The organism is Fusicatenibacter sp. (genome assembly GCF_977045365.1).
In genome coordinates this window covers 1-3,260 of the sequence record NZ_CDRRUH010000092.1, presented here as the reverse complement: position 1 = coordinate 3,260, position 3,260 = coordinate 1, and the positions used below count along the sequence as shown (strand labels likewise).

Annotated in this window: 4 protein-coding genes and 1 pseudogene; 4 read left to right on the top strand and 1 reads right to left on the bottom strand. The window is 46.3% G+C overall.

What is annotated here, in order from left to right; all coding sequences use genetic code 11:
* Positions 1 to 317 (bottom strand): annotated as a pseudogene (locus ACY2VW_RS13720) (hypothetical protein); the annotation flags it as partial.
* 199 nt (positions 318 to 516) lie between these two features.
* On the opposite strand from ACY2VW_RS13720, the gene ACY2VW_RS13715 reads away from it, so the two are divergent.
* Genes ACY2VW_RS13715 through ACY2VW_RS13700 form a run of 4 tightly spaced genes read left to right on the top strand, consistent with a single transcriptional unit; the run spans position 517 to position 3,131 of the window.
* A complete protein-coding gene (locus ACY2VW_RS13715; RefSeq protein WP_461878430.1) occupies positions 517 to 1,584 on the top strand; it encodes a DUF6077 domain-containing protein in 1,068 nt (355 codons plus the stop codon).
* A gap of 12 nt (positions 1,585 to 1,596) precedes the next feature.
* Positions 1,597 to 2,433 carry a hypothetical protein gene (locus ACY2VW_RS13710; protein ID WP_461878429.1) on the top strand — a complete coding sequence of 279 codons (837 nt, stop codon included), beginning with the start codon at positions 1,597 to 1,599 and terminating at the stop codon, positions 2,431 to 2,433.
* Between the two features lie 16 nt (positions 2,434 to 2,449).
* Positions 2,450 to 2,800 carry an EamA family transporter gene (locus ACY2VW_RS13705; RefSeq protein WP_461878428.1) on the top strand — a complete coding sequence of 117 codons (351 nt, stop codon included), beginning with the start codon at positions 2,450 to 2,452 and terminating at the stop codon, positions 2,798 to 2,800.
* Positions 2,793 to 3,131, top strand: coding sequence for an EamA family transporter (locus ACY2VW_RS13700; RefSeq protein WP_055227569.1), 339 nt, complete (start codon positions 2,793 to 2,795; stop codon positions 3,129 to 3,131). Before ACY2VW_RS13705 ends, ACY2VW_RS13700 begins: the two co-directional genes overlap by 8 nt.
* Positions 3,132 to 3,260: the final 129 nt, after the last annotated feature.

The window sequence follows — 3,260 nt, the reverse complement described above, 5'->3', positions numbered from 1 at the left end:
GAGTCCAGGTAGGAGAGTACCTCATCGTCGTAGCCGGTCGACGTTGTGATGCCGCTGCGCAGCGGATAACGCGGATCAGATCCGTCAGGGTAATCCCAGTCCTCGCCGGAGTCTACCATGCCGAAAATTTTCTGGCCATTATCGTCTACACTTTCCAGAACGATGGCATTGGAGCCGCTGTCAAGTGTCAGAATGTGAATTTTTGCTGTAGTATCAGCCGCATGTGTGCTTTCCGGGGTGAGAAAAAGAAAAGCAGCGGCAAGGGATGCCGCGCCGATGGAAAACACGGATCTGCGGGTATGCCGGGAAAAAGGCATATCAATGGCTCCTTTCGTAACATATATCATTAAAACAAAAAGTAAAACAGCCGGGCGGAAAATAAGCGTCCGACATCACGATTATACAAAATTTCAGGGAAAAGTCAATGTTTATTAGAATTTCGATTACTTGACGCAGACAGGGCATCATGTTAGAATGAGTGGGATTGGGAATGTAAGGAAAAGAAAGGAACCAAACATGATTACCTTATTAAAAATTCCGGCACTGTTTCTGGGAATGCTCGCAGTGTTCTGCTGCCTGGGTTCTTTTTTAATCAGAGAAAACAGGTATGAGAGCGGACATCTGGGGGAAACTGTGCTGTTTGGCTTTATTGCATATTACTTCTTATTTGAACTGATTTCTGTGCCGATGATGGTGCTTGGTGCAAAGCTGCATCTGCTCGCATGGGGATGGGCGGCTGTTGTGGCTGTCCTTGTAATTGTTTCCATCTGTATTCATGTGGGAATGTGGAGAGAGTGGAGAAAGAGAAGCGGCAGTTTCCGGAGCGGAAAGACGGCAGCTTTTTATCTGATGCTGGTGCTGGTTGGAATCCAGCTGTATTTTGTTGCTGCGCTGCAGGAAAACGGCAGTGCGGATGCAGCGTATTATGTGGGAAGTGTGACAACGAACCTTGCGACAGATTCCATCAGCAGCTTTGACCCATATACAGGAAAAGCACTGGATTTTTTTAACATCCGTTATGTGTTCAGCATGTATCCGGCAGCAAATGCAGTACTGTGCCGTTTAACGGGCCTTCATCCGCTCGTGGTGACGAAGGTGATTCTCTGTATGATGACGGTAGTTTTAAGTTATCTCGTCTATGCACAGATCGGAAAGGCGCTGTTAAAAGAAAAACAGATGGTATGGGTGCTCCTGTGCTTTATCAGCGTTGTGAATCTGAATTTTCATACGATCTTTTCGAATGCGTCGTTCCTGCTGACGAGGGGATACGAGGGAAAGGCCGTATTGTGCAATATCATCCTCCCGTTTCTGTTTTATCTTGGCCTGCGCATGTATCAGGAGAAGAATGGAAAGAGAGTCTGGCTGCTGTTTTTCATGACAGGCGTCGCTGCGATTGACCTTACGATGTCATCCATGATGACCGTACCGGTGGCCATGAGTGCTGTGATTCTGCCGAATCTTGTGCGGAAAAAACGCTGGGGACAGATCGGGCTCTATCTGCTTGCTGTGCTGCCGTGTGTGCTGGTGCTTGGGGTCTATCTCCTTGGTGTGCGCGGTATCCTGCAGATTCCGGTTGTGCGGTAGAAAGGAGAAAATGTGGGCGGAATAAATCTGAATGAGAGCGGCCTCGATTTTGTGAGACAGGTCTTTGTGACGTTTGGAGGAAACACAACCGTACTGACGCTGTTTCTGCTGTCGGTGCTGTATCTCGCTTTAAAAGGAAAAAAGGAAGAGCGGTATGTGTTCGTAATAACCGCTGTTTTTCTGGCCTTTACGGTATACAATCCATTTGCGGTGAAATATATCCTGGGAAAACTTGGAATGATCAATGTCTATTACCGGTTTTTCTGGATTCTGCCGATGGTACTGACCATCGGATATGCCTGCACGAAAGTTGTGGGCGGGCAGAAAAAAGGCTGGAGACGGTATCTGACCGCGGCTGCGCTGGCAGCGGTCATCTGTTTTGGCGGAAATTCCGTACTGGCTGGCGGACTGCCTCAGGTACCGGATAACCAGTATAAGATGCCGGATGATCTTCTGGCCGTCTGTACGGTACTGCACGAAGAAGCGGGAGAGGGAACCGTAAGAGTTGTCTTTGAACCGGATTTCAACCTGATCGTGCGGCAGTATGATGCTTCGTTTGAACTGGTTCTGGACCGCGATATGGTTCTGACCTATCAGGGCTCCAATACGGTATCAACCGATGCGCTGACCGAGCAGGAAATTGAAGACGAAACAAAGATCCTTCAGATTATCACACAGACGGATCTGTCACTGGATCAGAAAGAATTTTACAGAAGTCTTACGGAAATGAATGCAGAGTATATTGTACTTTCGAGCAGTTCAGCGGCAGTATCCTATGTGGAAACAGCGGGGTGCATCCCGGTAAGAGAAGTAGAAGGGCATATCATTTTCCGCGTGGAAGAAAAGTAAGAAGGAGGACTTGTTTTTGAATAAGGCAAAAGATTATATTCAGCTGCACTTAAATATCCTGCTGTTTTCCCTGACGAGTGTATTCTCGAAAGCAGCATCGGTTCAGCTGAATCGCGGAGGAATCAAAAATCCGCTGTTATACGTATTTTTATTTCTCATGGTTGCAAACTGCGGCGTTTACGCCATTGCATGGCAGAAGGTGATTAAGAAATTTTCTCTGTCCACGGCATATGCAAACCGCAGTGTTTATCTGATCTGGTCACAGATCTGGGCAGTGATTATTTTCCATGAGAATCTGACCGTAAAAAATATCATCGGCCTTCTGATTGTGCTGGTGGGAGTGATGGTGGTGCAGCGATATGAATAAATATATGATTTTAATGCTGATCTGTACAATGTTTTCCGCAGTATCCCAGATTCTGCTGAAACAGAGCGCCAACGAGGAGCATGCATCTGCACTTCGTGAGTACCTGAACTGGCGCGTTATTACAGCGTATGTGATTTTCGGCAGTGTACTTCTTTTAAATACGTATGCCTATACACAGGTGGATTTAAAATACGGTCCGGTACTGGATACCTTTACGTATGTGTTTGTATTACTGCTGTCCTTTGGCGTTTTAAAAGAAAAGGTTTCGAAAGGAAAGCTGATCGGAAACCTGATTATTATTTTAGGTGTGCTGGTGTATACATTGCCGTAAAGCACGACAAACGCATGAGTAAATAAATTGTGAACACGCCCCTTTTTTGATAAAATAAAAGAAAAAGGGGCGTTGTTTATGCAGGAATTATTAGAGTGGATGGAATACATTGAAGACACCCGTCAGCAG